This is a genomic window from Paenibacillus sp. VTT E-133280 (genome assembly GCF_002264385.1).
Taxonomy (GTDB): Bacteria; Bacillota; Bacilli; order Paenibacillales; family Paenibacillaceae; genus Paenibacillus_AQ; species Paenibacillus_AQ nitricinens.
On record NZ_NFUX01000020.1, the window covers coordinates 23,867 to 38,943 of the forward strand.

The following is a 15,077-nucleotide window of genomic DNA, read 5'->3' on the forward strand; positions in this document are numbered from 1 at the left end:
ATTTCAGGATAGGATCCACCCTGAGTTCTGAGTTCCTGAATTCCTATGCTCCTGAATACACATCTTTTTGAGCGATCGGACTCTATTGCACCTATTCGTGTAAATCGGGCACAAATCCGCACAAATACGAAACAATAAGAGCTATGCAGTCGGAAAAATGTTCAAGCGAGCGGGCATATTAGTCACATAACATTTTTGCACGCAGAAAACAAACAAAAAAAAGCGAAGGATTTCTCCCCCGCTTCTTATCATTCGTATGAAGACTAGTCTACGATTTCAGCAGTGTCGCCATTGTTGGCACCTGCAGCATTAGCTTCGTCAGTATCAATATGCATATCAAGTTTGAAGCTGTCAGATACACGAGCAATTACGTTCTCCAATACGAGACCGCGGTCGCCACCCAGACGAACTTTAAGCAATTGCTTATCCGCAATGCCCCAAGCTTCAGCTTCAGATGTGTGGAAGTGAATGTGACGAGCTGCGATAATAACACCTTGTTCTAATTCAACTTCACCAGCAGGTCCTTTAAGCGTAATGCCAGGTGTTCCTTCAATATTTCCAGATTCGCGAACTGGAGCTTTCACGCCAAGTGCGAAGGAGTCAGTACGGGAAATTTCTAATTGGGAAGCCGGACGAGCAGGTCCCAAAATTCTTACCTTGTCAAATTTACCTTTGCTACCGATAACTGCTACTTGTTCATTTGCTGCAAATTGTCCTGGTTGTGAAAGTGGTTTGAACTCAGTTAATTGACATCCTGGGCCAAACAGAGCCTCCACGTGCTCTTGCGTAAGGTGAATATGTCTAGCCGACACACCTACGGGTACAGTCTTACTCATTGTAAAGTCACTCCTTGTATTTTCTCTAGTATCTGTACAAGCCATTAACCATTATACATCTTCTTACCCAAAAATAAAAAGGGCTGCATCATAACGAAGCCCCTTTTTTCGACATTTTATGTTTTTTGCACAAGATTGTCATGGTTTAGACACCTGAGAGGGCAAGTTTTCGCTTAAAAAAGAGGTCGCATTCTCATACATCCAACCTTTCACAGTATCCTCTGGATAATAACGAAGCAGCTGTTCTATAAGATCAGGGTATTTTCCCGGATGCTCCAACTTCTCCACCCAAGTATCAATGCCGTCAAAATCCGAGCCAAACATCATATGCTTCTCTCCGCCGAGACTACTTACATGTTCAATGTGCTTTAACAAATCATCCATGCAAGCCTTCCCATCATCACGTACAAACCACGGATAAAAGGTCAGGCCTATTCTTCCATCCATTGCAATCAAAGCTTTAATCTGTTCATCATTTAAATTTCTAACATGCCCACATATAGCTGCAGCATTCGAATGGGAGGCAATAAACGGACGATTACTTAAATCAGCCAACTCCCAGAACCCCGCTTGCGATAAATGCGACACATCCAGCAGCATTCCACTTTCGTTGCACCATTCTATCAGCTTTCTCCCTTTTTCCGTAAATCCACCATTTCGTTTCTCTAGCACACCATCTGCTGCCCAGTTCGCATAATTCCAAGTTACACCAAGAAAGCGTACTCCAAGTTCGAAACAGAGCTGGGCATAAAACAAGTTCCCTTCTAAGCCGTCTACGCCCTCCAGAGAGAGCATTGCTTGCGGAGGAGCGCCTACTAGCCGATTCCCTACTTGCTCCTTCCACCGTAACCACTGAAGCCCATCTGTGTTCACTATCTTTTGCCTAAAGAGATCCATTTGCCCTAGAACATGTTCAAAGCTTGCTCTGCCCCTACTTGTCGAAAGATATATTGCAAAAATCTGCAATTCCACTCCGCCCGATCTTAACCGCTCTGCAGTAACATCTAATCGGGGATCATTGTCAAAATCAATATCCGGAGAGGCTTGCATTTTGCTTAGCACATCACAATGAAAATCCGCTACCTTAAGCTTATTAACACTCATTCTATAACCTCACTTTCTCGCAGTTCTAGCCGTATAATTCATCTTCCAAGACCCTATTTCAAATCCTATGCCAAAAAACTTCAGACTATAAATAAAAAGCAAAAAAACCTGTTTACAAAAGTAAACAGGCTCATTCATTCTATAGGTCTATTATCTGGGTTCAACAATCAGTTTAATCGCGGTTCGATCTTCTCCATCAATCACTATATCAGTGAAAGCAGGAATGCAGATCAAATCAACTCCGCTTGGTGCAACAAATCCCCGGGCAATGGCAACTGCTTTGACTGCTTGATTCAGTGCTCCAGCTCCAATAGCTTGCAATTCGGCCGATCCACGTTCACGAAGAACACCTGCTAATGCGCCGGCGACGGAATTTGGATTGGATTTAGCTGATACTTTTAATACATCCATAGTAAGTACCTCCCCTGGGAAAATAATGGTGTTCTTCCACTACTTTAGATGTTATTCGCGAGAGAAGAAATAATTCCTTCTTTTTACGGACCACGTCTTCCAAAAACGGTGTACAAGATACTCTGTTACGATATAAAAAATATCACACTTTACCCTAACTCGGCGAAATTACCCGAATTAACAAAATACTCTGTAATACGCTTAGCTCATAACCCATTCATCTTCACGAAGCCGTATCTTCTCCAGACGAGTTGCCGCACCAGTTGATTCATCTAATTCTGCAAATAAACCGTGAAGCTGCCACTTGCCTTCATCGACAACAAATCGCGCTGGAAGCTGAGTTGTGAACTTATAAAGTACTGCCTCTCTTTCCATACCCAGAATCCCTTCGCTTGAACCAACCATACCCGCATCGGTCAAATACGCAGTTCCTCCTGGCAAAATCACATCATCATTTGTCTGAACATGAGTATGTGTCCCCACAACAATCGATGCGCGACCATCCATAAAATATCCCATGGCGATTTTCTCAGAGGTTACCTCCGCATGGAAATCGACTAAAATACATTTATGATCTCTACGAAGCTCCTCCACAATTTCTTCTCCAACGCGGAAAGGACAATCGATAGCAGGTAAGAATGTCCGGCCTTGCAAATTTACAATGGCCAGTTCTTTACCGTTACCTTTAACGACCGTATAACCTCTTCCCGGTGTTCCTGGTGGAAAATTCGCAGGGCGAATAATCCGGGCTTCATCATCGATGAACTCAAAAATATCTTTATTGTCCCAGGTGTGGTTCCCCATCGTTATTCCGTGAACGCCCCAGTTAAAAAATTCATTCGCAATCGCCTTAGTGATCCCTCTTCCAGCAGCTGAATTTTCACCATTAACAATAATGATATGTGGCTGATATTTACTTTTTAGTGAGGGCAACATCTCACGAAGAGCCTTTCTGCCAACATTTCCAACGATATCTCCAATAAATAGTACTTTAATGATTCTCTCCTCCTAATCTTAACCGCTATAGCTTATGGATAAGGCCTCATATTCAAAAGAAAAAGGCCCCGCTTAGGGGCCAATTCTCAACAAATATAAGAAAGTATAAGTTACATCTTATCCCTTAACCTTATATTCCACCTATTTAGCGTATTCAACAGCCCGTGTCTCACGAATAACGGTAACTTTGATATGTCCTGGATAATCCAGTTCACTTTCAATCATCTTCGTAATATCGCGAGCAAGACGGAATGCCTCTGCATCGTCAATCTTCTCTGGCTGTACCATCACGCGTACCTCACGGCCCGCCTGAATAGCAAATGATTTCTCAACACCTTCGAATGACTCTGAGATTTCTTCCAGTTTTTCTAGACGTTTAATATACGTTTCCAGTGTTTCACGGCGAGCGCCAGGTCTTGCTGCTGACAATGCATCAGCTGCACCAACCAACATAGCAATAACCGAAGTAGCTTCGCAATCTCCATGATGAGACGCGATACTGTTGATAACAACCGGATGTTCCTTATATTTCTTCGCTAGTTCAACGCCGATCTCAACATGCGATCCTTCTACTTCATGATCCAGCGCTTTGCCGATATCATGGAGTAATCCTGCACGTTTTGCAAGCACGATGTCTTCCCCAAGCTCACCGGCCATCAGTCCAGTTAAATAAGCAACCTCCATGGAGTGCTTCAATACATTTTGACCATAGCTTGTACGGAATTTCAGACGACCCAGAATCTTGATCAAATCTGGATGTAATCCGTGAACACCCACTTCGAAAGTAGCTTGTTCACCATACTCGCGAATTCGTTCGTCCACTTCTTTGCGGGATTTCTCCACCATCTCTTCAATTCGAGCGGGATGGATACGTCCATCTGCCACAAGCTTCTCAAGTGCCGTACGGGCCACTTCACGGCGGATTGGATCAAATCCCGACAAAATAACTGCTTCCGGCGTATCATCAATAATGAGGTCGATACCTGTGAGAGTTTCAAGTGCACGAATATTACGGCCTTCACGACCGATAATCCGACCTTTCATCTCTTCGTTCGGCAGGGTAACAACTGAAACTGTTGTCTCCGCTACGTGATCAGCTGCACAGCGTTGGATAGCGAGTGTAATGATTTCGCGGGATTTCTTATCCGCTTCCTCTTTCGCCTGCTGTTCAATCTCTTTGATCATTTGAGCCGTTTCATGGCGAACTTCTTGCTCAACATTGCTAAGAATAATACTTCTTGCATCTTCGATGCTTAAATTGGAAATTCTCTCCAATTCAGTGACTTGGTTTTTGTAAATAACATCAATTTGCTGTTGGGTTTCATCAATTCGTTTCTCTTTGTTAGCTACTTGTTCTTCTTTTCTTTCAAGCGATTCCATTTTTTTATCCAGAGATTCTTCCTTTTGCAGCAAACGTCTCTCTTGCCGTTGGATTTCATTCCGACGTTCACGAGTTTCTTTCTCAGCTTCAGTACGGATTCTATGGACTTCATCCTTAGCTTCCAATACTGTTTCTTTCTTCAGCGCCTCTGCGTCTTTCTTCGCGTTCTCCACGATGACTACGGCTTCTCTTTCTGCGCTTTGAATTTTAGCTTCTGCAAGGGATTTACGAATAAAATAACCGAACCCAAAGAATAATGCAGCTACAACGAGAACGATAATGACCCAGATCCATGCTTGCATCTGTTCACCTCCTCGTTGGTTCCTCTCCAAGGTATATCCCTGGGAATTGTGCAGTTGTTAAACTATCCGTTCATCACCATACAAAAAACCGGTAAATAACCGATTGCCATACTGCACATGCTGCACATGCACACTGCCCGCCTTATCCGGCGATTACATTTCATATGAGTTGTACGCGAACCGTTTTAAAAAGTCCCCTTTTTGGGAAGGAAAAAGGATTCTTACTTTATGCCGATTCATGTTATATTTTATTATTTATAAAAAGACATTGTCAAGAGAGTCGATATGCGCATTAATGTCAAGAGAATCAGTGAGTCTAGTAAAATTCCTCATCTTCACCCTCATAATTGTCTTCTTCAAGTAAAGTATTAATCACTTGTCGCACCATATCACCCGAGAATCCACGCCGCATTAAGAAGGCTCCAGTCTTTCTGCGCTTATCTGTGGCTTCACCACGAATAAGATTCCATTTCTTACGACCAATCTGAAGTGCACTCTCTAGTTCTTGTTCAGGACTGACATTCTCTAGTGCTTCCGAAATCAAGGTTTTGTCGATTCCTTTCTCACGTAGCTCTTGGCGAATCCACATTTTCCCCTTTCGCTGGTTCGTAATGCGTTGCTCCGCCCATTGCTTTGCATACAAGGGGTCATCAAGAAATCTTTCTTGCTGCAGCCGTTGCACCACTTCCGCAATAATAGTCTCCCCTATTTCCTTCTGCCGTAAACGGCGAGTCATTTCCATAGCGGTTCGTGGCTTCCGTTCTAGATAACGAAGTCCTTCTACATAAGCTCGCTGTCGCTCATCAGCAACAACAATTTCCTCCAAATCGGCTTTCATAAAAGAATTTCCAGTAATCATCCGATATTTAATCATGACGTCTTCGTGTACAGTCATGTTATAGGCTCCGAAATGTATGATATAGCGGTGGTCCGATTTCTTCTGACGTTCTACCTTAGTAATTTCTAAAAGTTCTCCATCAGGAAAATCAGATAGGACCTGTACGTCCTGCTCATCCGATTCAAAATCCATATCCAGCTGTATTACCATAGTTACTTGTCACCTCATAGCAATAAAATATCCCCACAAAGTGTCGCTTAAATTCGATGCGTACTCAGGTACTTTGGGGGACCCCAAATATATATTTTTTATACTGTTAAGAAAAGACACCCTGCAACAATGAATCACAGGGCGTCCTATTCCTTAATAAATTCTATTGTTCGATTTCGAGAAGTAGCTTCTCTTCTTCCTCTTGCTCTGCAATGATTTCCGCTTCATTTGGTGCAGCAACAATAGTGGACAGATTACTTGCTTCACGGATCTTATTCTCAATGATGAGTGCAATATCTTGATGTTCTTTCAAGAACTGTTTGGCATTCTCACGTCCTTGGCCGAGACGCTCACCCTCATAGGAATACCATGCACCACTCTTATTCACGATGTCCATTTCAGTACCGATGTCTACAAGACTTCCTTCTCTGGAAATCCCTTCACCATACATGATATCAACATCAGCTTGTTTAAATGGAGGTGCTACCTTATTCTTCACAATCTTGATCTTGGTGCGGTTACCTACAACGTCGTTACCCATCTTAATACTTTCGACGCGACGAACATCCAACCGTACGGAAGAGTAGAATTTCAACGCCCGACCACCCGGGGTTGTCTCAGGATTACCGAACATAACACCAATTTTCTCACGAAGCTGGTTAATAAAGATAGCAATTGTATTCGATTTACTAATGGCACCAGATAGCTTCCGAAGCGCTTGAGACATCAAACGAGCCTGTAGACCGACGTGAGAGTCACCCATATCACCTTCGATTTCCGCTTTAGGAACCAATGCAGCTACGGAGTCAACGACAATAATGTCTACTGCACCACTTCGTACAAGTGCTTCAGCAATCTCAAGTGCCTGTTCACCCGTATCTGGCTGAGATAACAACAATTCATCAATGTTTACGCCCAAGTTACGTGCATACTTCGGATCGAGCGCATGCTCAGCATCGATAAATGCAGCTTGTCCTCCTTGTTTTTGCACTTCTGCAATAGCATGAAGAGCAACAGTTGTTTTACCGGAGGATTCAGGTCCGTATATTTCAATGATACGTCCCTTTGGAAGTCCGCCTATACCTAACGCAATATCAAGTGCCAAAGATCCGCTAGGTACAACTTCCACTTGCATATGAGTGGATTCTCCCAGTTTCATGATCGAACCTTTACCAAATTGTTTTTCTATTTGACGAAGCGCCATATCAAGCGCTGCACGACGATCTGACAATCAGACCACTTCCTTCACTGTTTATAATAATATAATAACGTGTTTTTGAGGTCTTGCCAAGCTTTTTTTCGAACATACATTCGTTTTTTTTGTCTCAAGCGTTAATTATCCCTTTTATTGTAAGCCTCCCTCCGGACATAGAAGTTAACTGATTTCTCTACTTCACCGGACATCAACGACTTATGATCAAAACCAAAACAGCGATCAAAATCTCCGCAGATATACAAAAAACCGCAGCAAAGAAATCTCAGTGCCACGGTTCTTCCGTATGTCTCAATTATAACTGGGCTAATCTCCCATTACAAGTCTGAGCCTTCTAGCGGTGTCTCCACCTTCCGTTCCTCAAGTCTGCGCCATAGACGATACAACAGAGCTTTAACAGTACGCAGTCGTATATTTTCACGTGTACCTTTAAGATTAAGCTCATACACTTCTGTCTTACGCCCGCGTTCAGCTAAACCAATAAATACAAGTCCAACTGGCTTACGTTCAGAATAGCCTGGTCCTGCTACACCCGTTACAGATAAACCGAAATCACTATCCGCGATCATTCTCACCTGATCAGCTAACACCTCGGCAACTTCACGACTAACTGCCCCTGGAGCATCTGGCCCCTCCAAATATGCACTTGGCACATTTAGAAGTTTTTTCTTCAGGTCGTTGGAATAACAGACGATTCCTCCCGCAAACATCGAAGCACTGCCGGGAATGTTAGTTATACTCTCCATCAGCAAGCCTCCAGTGCAACTCTCTGCCGCACTTAAAGTCAGACCTGCATCCGCCATCCAATCCACAATCAATTGCTCCAGCGGCACATCAATATTTGCATATAAATGTTCTGGCAAAATCTCTTTGATCTGTTTCTCCAGAATCTCCAGCTTCTTGTAAGCTTCATGCTCGGAAGGCGCCTTTGTCGAAATACGAACGGTTACCTCTCCCTCTTTAGCGTAAGGAGCTATGGTTGGGTCTGTCTGGCTCTGAATAAGATCAATTAGCTTATCCTCAAGCAGTGATTCTCCGATACCGGCAAATTTAAGCATTTTAGAATAAAGTGGCATTTCTGTCGTCAGAGCGTGCTGCTGGAGCCACGGTACAGCTTTATCTACGAACATCGGCTTCATCTCACGAGGCGGACCCGGAAGCACAATATAATATTTCTTTTCATGCTCAAAAGCAATGCCAACAGCAAGACCAATCTCATTTGGCAAAGGTGTGGTTCCTTCAATTATAAGTGCCTGTTTACGATTATTCTCCGTCATTACGATCTTGCGATCATCAAAGAAACGTTGTACATGATCCATTGCCAAGCGATCTATATGAAGTGTGCGGCCTAAGGAAGCAGCCAGCGCGTCCTTCGTTAGATCATCTTCTGTAGGACCGATACCACCGGTAAATATGATAACATCCGCTCTGCTTTGAGCGATCTCAATGGCTTGTTGCAGACGGCTGCTGTTATCCCCAACTACGGTTTGAAAATATACATCAATCCCAATAGCAGCTAGCTCAATAGACAAAAACTGGGCATTACTATTTACGATTTGACCGAGCAAAAGCTCTGTGCCTACTGCAATAATCTCCGCTTTCATACTTGGCTTTCGCCTCCTCGTTATAATGTAGATACACTGCTTTTAGGGTTTAAAAAAGGTAATAGGTGCTGTACCTATTACCTCTCCTATATGTAGCTACCTATAATGCTTAAGCATTATGCAGCTGTAATAGCTCCTTATTCTTCACAAAATAATCAATTCCAGAGTAGATAGTGATCAAGGCTGCAGCCCAGATGGCAATATCGTCTACAGGAATGCTGACGAATTGAAATGGGAAATTATTCAACAACAGCAGTGAGATCGCTACAATTTGTACAACCGTCTTTATCTTCCCCCATTTGCTGGCGGCAACCACTTTTCCTTCTAACAATGCTATCTGGCGAAGCCCGGTTACTGCGAACTCACGACTAATGATAACAATTGCGATCCATGAATCACATCTGCCCAATTCCACAAGTGAAATCAGAACTGCGGAAACTAACAGCTTGTCCGCTAACGGATCAAGGAGCTTACCGAGATTGGTGACCATATTATATTTCCTAGCTATGTAGCCGTCTATTCCATCTGTACTCGCAGCAAGCAAAAAGATTACAGCTGCTACCAAATGATTAACAGATAGCTGAAAAGAGCCCCAATGTATCGGTTCTGGATAAAAGCTGAAATCCACCAGCAAAAAAAACATCATAATCGGGATTAGGCAAATACGTGATAGCGTGATGCGGTTGGGTAAATTCACTGAAGTTCCTCCCCTAAATCGTTCATACAAATTGCCTGGATCAGGCTCATCTTTTTCTACTTAAGCAAGTATATTATAGCTATAAATAGGTGTCAAAAAAAATACAAAGCACCCCGCATATGGTGCTGAAGTGCACTGCGGGGTACCAATTTCTATTTCATGTTCATGAATTGCAAATCTAGTGGCAAATCGGCTTTACGCAAGATCTGGATAATTTGCTGCAAATCATCACGGTTCTTACCGGTTACACGGATCTGATCTCCTTGGATCTGGCTCTTCACCTTCAATTTCGAGTCACGAATCAGGATATTAATCTTTTTCGCGTTCTCCTGATCAATCCCTTGCTTAAGACCTAAGCGCTGACGAACACTTCCCAGGGAAGCAGGCTCTACTTTGCCGAAATCCAAGTTCTTCAGCGTGATGCCTCTCTTCACCATCTTCGATTGTAAAATATCAATAACAGCGTTTAACTTATATTCGTCCTCAGAGGCGATAATAAGTGCGTCTTTCTCCAGCTTCAGACTACTCTTGCTATTCTTAAAGTCAAAGCGGTTGTCAATTTCTTTCTCTGTTTGGTGGATCGCATTGGTTAATTCCTGCATATCCATTTTAGATACGATATCAAATGAACTTTCTGAACTCATAACTACACGTCCTTTGTACTTTTTAGTCTGCTACTATTATAAAAGAATGATACCCTTAAGTCTAATATTGGATAATATGTACCTCACCCGACACAGAAAACAGCCCCACATAGTGGAGCTTTTCCTTCGAAATGAGTTGTGTTTCAGGTAGAAATAGGTCTCCAATGGAAGATATCCCTTGGAGACGCACATTCTAAATTCTCTATCTGCTTCGAAGCGGGCTCCGAAACATATCCAGAATTCCAAGCACAATATGTGCAAGACCGAACCCGAGAATTCCATAACCCCAAGCACTTGGTGTCATATAGTATCCGATAAGACTGACAATAACCCCAAGTCCAGCTACAATCCAGCTAACAATCATGAACGCACACCCCACTTTGGCTAAGAAACTGGAAACACTCTTATGTTCCCCGCAAAGCCAAAGTCTATGCATCATTTTTCTTATTGGCCTGTTTCATTAGTCTGGTCGGTAGTATCGGTGGTACCTTCATTCTGGGTCGTTTCACTTCCAGTACCATCATCCAGATTAAGTAGCAGACGAGATGATGTCTTTTCATCTGTAATTACTTGTCCATTGACAGTAATCTCAGTAGCTGGTGAATAACCAGATTTAATATACATTCCTTCACTTCCAAGCACAAAGCTCATACGATTTCCAGCCGCTGTGTTTCCAAATGAAAGTTTTTCACCTTTAGAGTTCTCACCTTTATACACCTCAAGCCAGCTTACTCCAGTAGCAGAAATTTCAACCTTCACTTCACTTCCAGCCGGAGCTGAAACCTTGAATTTTGTTGTTTTCCCTGCTTTCCCATCCGGTGTAACTGTAATGGATTGCGGGGAAGGTGTAGGTGTTGGTACTGGCGTAGGCTCTGCAGTAGGTTCCGTTGTTGCTTCTGTTCCTGCCGAAGAAGTTGGCGCCACAACGCCTCCTCCTGAAGCCGGTGGAGATGTTTGGGCTGTCGTAGGATCCTGCTGTTCGTTCGTCAGATTTGTCTGATCAATCTGAGCAGGGTCCGGTTTGTTCAAGCTAGAAGCATAAATGTAAATCACAACAATAATCAATATTGGAAATGTCCACATTAACACTGTTGGCAGCCATTTTGCATTCCGTTCTGTTTCTGGTCTACGGCTCCGTTTTTGAATCACCGTTTCCATGGCTGTGTCTTCGGGAGGGGCTGGTACATTCCCATGCTCCTCAAGCAGTTCGTCAGGGCTCATCCCTACTGCCTCCGCGTACGTTTTGATAAACGCCCTAACATAAAAACTTCCTGGAAGCACCTTATAATCTCCAGACTCGATGGCTTCCAAATACTTTTTGCGAATTTTCGTTACTTCCTGGACATCGTCAAGACTCATCCCTTTTTGCAGACGCGCCTCTTTCAATTGCCGGCCCAGTTCCGACATACCATCACCTCCTGTAAATTTCAATGAATATCATTGGTGTTCTATAAATCATCACTGTAGCTAGTCGTGAACGACTCGTACAATATTTCTTCATTTGGATTATTGCGAAGCTCGATAATAATATCAAAATCATCAAAGGTATACTCAGATTCCCGCACAAAAATATCTGGATGCTCGATCACTTTCGTGCTTGGCATACTCATAACATTTTGTAATAAATTATAATGCTTCTCATTAGAGCGGATCGTACTAACAATACCATCAATAATAAATACATTATGCGGGTTCATCTCATCTTCTGCTAATTGACTTCGCACCGTCTGACGTAAAAGTGTCGAAGAGACAAATGTCCAACGCTTCATCGCGCAGACACTGCCAGCAATGATTGATTCCGTCTTTCCTACACGGGGCATACCTCGAAGTCCTATTACCTGATTTCCATCTTTTTTAAACAGTTCCCCGAGAAAATCGACCAATAGTCCAAGCTCATCCCGGGTGAAACGAAACGTCTTCCGATCATCTGAATCCCGTTCAATATATCGCCCATGGCGCACAGCCAGCTTGTCTACGAGTCTTGGAGACCGCAGAGCTGAAACTGTAATATTATCAACTTTCTTGAGCATTTCGCCCATTAGCATTATTTTGTCATCGTCATTGGTCTCCAGCAACATTCCGCGAGTCTTTCCTTCAACGCCATTAATCGTCAGAATGTTGACTTCTAGCATCCCTAACATTGAAGCGATATCACCAAGCAGACCGGGTCTGTTCTTGTGAATCTTGTATTCCATATACCATTGTTTATATTCCACTTGTACACCTCATAGATTCCTTTTCCCGCACTTTGATATACATCAAAAAAATGCCGTTCAGACAAAGCGGTCTGAAACACGGGTCATGTTAATGATATATAAAATAAAAATGAAAGGCAAGGTCAGTCCTGTAATAATTGCAGAAAAGCTCCCACAAGGGGAGCTTTTCCGCAAGCTTAGGCGTGATTTTTCGCCAACTTGACCATGAGTTTAGCAATCGTCTGCTTTTCTTCATCGTTGCCGACGTCCCATAGCTCTTTGATTGCACGGTTTTGAGTGTTTGCTGGATCCACTTTTTCATCGAGGAATTCCCCAATTTCAAAAGCCAGCTTTGAGATTGTGTCTTCGCTCATCCCAAGTTTCTCCGCCTGTACAACTCGTTTTCCCAGGAATTTCTTCCAGGTGTCAAAGTTTTTGATTACGCTATCTTCTTGTGTCATCTTAAATCCTCCTTCATGTTTACGGTCAAACACCTGCATACAGGCTGTAAGCCGCCTTACGTGAGATTTAAAAACAACACTTATAATATGTCTTAGAAGCTAAGTTATTATGCTGGAGCTTTTCTCCAACTGAAGATCAGGTAATCCATCCACCATTTGGACTAATAATTTGGCCAGTAATATACCCGGACTCAGGCAAAGCCAAAAAATAAATTAGTGAAGATATTTCATTAGGCGTAGCCAAACGCCCTACTGGAATCTCATCCTCCAGCATACGGACTTCATCCTCCTGTAAATTGGACAACATGTTCGTATTAACCGCTCCTGGAGCTACCGCGTTAACCGTTACACCAGATGGAGCCAGCTCTTTTGCTAAAGCTTTTGTAAAGGCATTCACTCCGCCTTTGCTAGCCGAATAAGCTACTTCGCAAGAAGCTCCAGTGATTCCCCAAACGGAAGAAACGTTGATGATACGACCATAACGTTGCGATACCATGTACGGCATGAAGATTTGACTGCACATAAAGGTTCCCTTCAAGTTAATGGACATAATGTCATCCCATTCCTCTTCGGTCACGTCAGCGAGCATTCCGTAATGCGATTTACCGGCATTATTGACGAGAATATCCGGCTGCATCCCATTACTCTCAAGCTTTTCAGCCATACGTACAATCTGACTACGATCCTTCATATCGGCGTTTACTGTCATTACCTTTGCCCCAAGGGCCATGCAACGCCTCGCGACATCATTCGCAGCTTCATGTGAGTGTTTGTAATGAATAACTATATTCATCCCCACAGAAGCAAATCGTTCCGCAATGGCGCCGCCGATCCCTCCGCTTCCCCCTGTAATGAGCACTGTCATTTCCCCTAGTGGTTTGCTGCTCTCTCCCAAAACGCTCACCTAAGGACTCACCACCAATGAAACGGCAAGCTGTTCCCATTTTACATGGGCTTGCAGACGCTCGTTAACTTCCGCCAAAGTAATCGACTCATACATAGGCAGAACTTCAAACAGGTCACCACCGCGGAACTGGTAGCGTGTAAACTCATGTGCAATACTTTCAGGGGAATTAAGCATACGCAAATATCCGCCTATTTTCTTTTTCCGTGCCCGCTCGAAATCCTTCTCCGCAAAGCCAGACTTTAAGATTAGATCTACTTCTTCTTTAATTCGGTTTAACAGCAGATCAGGATCCTTCGTATCCCCACCCATTGCAGAAAAAGCATACTGCGGAGAACTATTAAATTCATGTCCAAAGCTGTCAGAGATCAATTCCTCATCATATAGCTTTTGATACAATGCTGTGCTACTGCCTACCAACAAATCGAGCATTAGCTTCGTTATCAGATCGCGTTTTAGAGAAGCCTCACCTGTTAGATCTTCTACTTTTTCCTTAAAACCAAACATGATTTTCGGCATCGAAACAGCAAGCTTGCTTTCTAGCCGTTTTGTAGCGACTTGTTCGGGTTCATCTTCAAAAATACGCTTGATTTCACCCTGCTTGCCGTAGGTTTTACCTTTTTGGTTAGCGCGAATCAAGGAGAATACTTTCTCCGGGTCCACACCCCCAACCACGAACAACAACATATTGCTAGGGTGATAAAAAGCGTTATAACATGTGTACAGCGTTTCTTTCGTGATCGTACTAATCGATTCTACCGTACCTGCAATGTCAATCCGAACCGGGTGTTTCGAATACATCGCTTCAATAAGGCCAAAATACACGCGCCAGTCCGGATTATCAGCATACATATTGATTTCTTGTCCAATAATTCCCTTTTCCTTTTCTACATTTTCATCTGTAAAATAAGGTCGCTGAACAAAATCAACGAGCGTACTAAGATTGGTCTCTATATTCTCTGTTGCTGAGAAAAGATAAACGGTCTGATCAAAGCTTGTAAAAGCATTGGCCGAGGCTCCATTTGAAGCAAAGGTAGCAAAAATATCGCCTTCTGGCTCTTCAAACATCTTGTGCTCTAAAAAGTGAGCTATACCATCAGGAACAGTGGTCTCTTCTCCACCTGCGACATGAAAATGGTTGTCAACGGAACCGTATTTAGTTGCAAATGTAGCATAAGTCTTTTTGAAGGTTGGTTTCGGCAACACATATACCTGAAGTCCGTTATCCATGACCTCGTGATAAATGGTCTCTTGAAGTCTGTCGTAATGAATTTGTTCCAT

General features: G+C 43.1%; 16 protein-coding genes. All 16 read right to left on the reverse strand.

The genetic code is table 11. The features are described from left to right. Window positions 1-263: 263 nt before the first annotated feature. Window positions 264-836, reverse strand: coding sequence for a phosphate propanoyltransferase (gene pduL / locus CA600_RS11225; protein ID WP_094870268.1), 573 nt, complete (start codon window positions 834-836; stop codon window positions 264-266). A gap of 138 nt (window positions 837-974) precedes the next feature. Continuing rightward, a complete protein-coding gene (locus CA600_RS11230) occupies window positions 975-1,940 on the reverse strand; it encodes a dipeptidase (RefSeq protein ID WP_094870269.1) in 966 nt (321 codons plus the stop codon). Between the two features lie 150 nt (window positions 1,941-2,090). After that, the gene (locus tag CA600_RS11235; protein WP_019910496.1) at window positions 2,091-2,351 is read right to left on the reverse strand and encodes a stage V sporulation protein S; all 261 of its coding nucleotides are present in this window, start codon (window positions 2,349-2,351) and stop codon (window positions 2,091-2,093) included. A gap of 201 nt (window positions 2,352-2,552) precedes the next feature. Further along, window positions 2,553-3,347 carry a TIGR00282 family metallophosphoesterase gene (locus CA600_RS11240; protein WP_094870270.1) on the reverse strand — a complete coding sequence of 265 codons (795 nt, stop codon included), beginning with the start codon at window positions 3,345-3,347 and terminating at the stop codon, window positions 2,553-2,555. A 141-nt stretch (window positions 3,348-3,488) separates the two neighbouring features. Next, window positions 3,489-5,030: a ribonuclease Y gene (gene rny, locus CA600_RS11245; protein ID WP_042128807.1), complete on the reverse strand. Its 1,542-nt coding sequence runs from the start codon at window positions 5,028-5,030 to the stop codon at window positions 3,489-3,491. Window positions 5,031-5,346: 316 nt separating this feature from the next. After that, window positions 5,347-6,078 (reverse strand): regulatory protein RecX, encoded by a 732-nt coding sequence (locus CA600_RS11250; RefSeq protein WP_094870271.1) that lies wholly within the window; start codon window positions 6,076-6,078, stop codon window positions 5,347-5,349. Window positions 6,079-6,241: 163 nt separating this feature from the next. Continuing rightward, the gene (gene recA, locus CA600_RS11255; RefSeq protein ID WP_094870272.1) at window positions 6,242-7,309 is read right to left on the reverse strand and encodes a recombinase RecA; all 1,068 of its coding nucleotides are present in this window, start codon (window positions 7,307-7,309) and stop codon (window positions 6,242-6,244) included. Window positions 7,310-7,608: 299 nt separating this feature from the next. Next, window positions 7,609-8,895, reverse strand: a complete 1,287-nt coding sequence (locus tag CA600_RS11260) for a competence/damage-inducible protein A (protein WP_094870273.1) — start codon at window positions 8,893-8,895, stop codon at window positions 7,609-7,611. Window positions 8,896-9,004: 109 nt separating this feature from the next. Further along, on the reverse strand, window positions 9,005-9,592 hold the full coding sequence (gene pgsA / locus CA600_RS11265) for a CDP-diacylglycerol--glycerol-3-phosphate 3-phosphatidyltransferase (protein WP_094870274.1): 588 nt from the start codon (window positions 9,590-9,592) through the stop codon (window positions 9,005-9,007). A 152-nt stretch (window positions 9,593-9,744) separates the two neighbouring features. Continuing rightward, window positions 9,745-10,236, reverse strand: a complete 492-nt coding sequence (locus CA600_RS11270) for a YajQ family cyclic di-GMP-binding protein (protein WP_094870275.1) — start codon at window positions 10,234-10,236, stop codon at window positions 9,745-9,747. Window positions 10,237-10,438: 202 nt separating this feature from the next. Beyond that, the gene (locus CA600_RS31195) at window positions 10,439-10,600 is read right to left on the reverse strand and encodes a hypothetical protein (RefSeq protein WP_179281593.1); all 162 of its coding nucleotides are present in this window, start codon (window positions 10,598-10,600) and stop codon (window positions 10,439-10,441) included. A gap of 80 nt (window positions 10,601-10,680) precedes the next feature. Continuing rightward, window positions 10,681-11,643 (reverse strand): helix-turn-helix domain-containing protein, encoded by a 963-nt coding sequence (locus CA600_RS11275; protein ID WP_094870276.1) that lies wholly within the window; start codon window positions 11,641-11,643, stop codon window positions 10,681-10,683. A 41-nt stretch (window positions 11,644-11,684) separates the two neighbouring features. After that, the gene (locus CA600_RS11280) at window positions 11,685-12,452 is read right to left on the reverse strand and encodes a DUF3388 domain-containing protein (RefSeq protein ID WP_042128818.1); all 768 of its coding nucleotides are present in this window, start codon (window positions 12,450-12,452) and stop codon (window positions 11,685-11,687) included. A 176-nt stretch (window positions 12,453-12,628) separates the two neighbouring features. After that, the gene (locus CA600_RS11285) at window positions 12,629-12,892 is read right to left on the reverse strand and encodes a DUF3243 domain-containing protein (RefSeq protein WP_042189396.1); all 264 of its coding nucleotides are present in this window, start codon (window positions 12,890-12,892) and stop codon (window positions 12,629-12,631) included. A gap of 136 nt (window positions 12,893-13,028) precedes the next feature. Beyond that, window positions 13,029-13,757, reverse strand: coding sequence for an elongation factor P 5-aminopentanone reductase (gene ymfI, locus CA600_RS11290; RefSeq protein WP_042194125.1), 729 nt, complete (start codon window positions 13,755-13,757; stop codon window positions 13,029-13,031). 39 nt (window positions 13,758-13,796) lie between these two features. Then, complete coding sequence (gene yfmH, locus CA600_RS11295) at window positions 13,797-15,077, reverse strand: EF-P 5-aminopentanol modification-associated protein YfmH (protein WP_094870277.1); 1,281 nt, start codon at window positions 15,075-15,077, stop codon at window positions 13,797-13,799.